At 68.0% G+C, this 241-nt stretch carries 1 protein-coding gene; it reads left to right on the top strand.

Going from position 1 to position 241, the window contains the following annotated elements; all coding sequences use genetic code 11:
• The coding region (locus BN358_RS24155) for an OST-HTH/LOTUS domain-containing protein (RefSeq protein ID WP_198018474.1) at positions 1-241 on the top strand (241 nt) is incomplete at both ends.

Genomic DNA, 241 nt, shown 5'->3' with positions numbered 1-241 from the left:
CGCCGAAGCCCTTCGTGGCCGCCTGCGACACGTTCATCTACGTGGAAAACCTCGCCCCCACGATCCCCGAGACGACACCGGCGGTGAAGCCGGTTCTGAAGCGGGACCGAAAGCTCGACCGGCTCCTTGCCGAAGCGGTGGACGTCGCTGCCGGCGACGATGGCTGGGCCCACCTCGGCGCGGTCGGCAGCAACCTCTCCCGGCTGGCGTCTGACTTCGACTCTCGGACCTGGGGCTACAA

The sequence above is a fragment of the Sedimentibacter sp. B4 genome (assembly GCF_000309315.1).
Classification (GTDB): domain Bacteria; phylum Bacillota; class Clostridia; order Tissierellales; family Sedimentibacteraceae; genus Sedimentibacter; species Sedimentibacter saalensis.
This window is presented reverse-complemented; position numbering and strand designations above follow the sequence as displayed.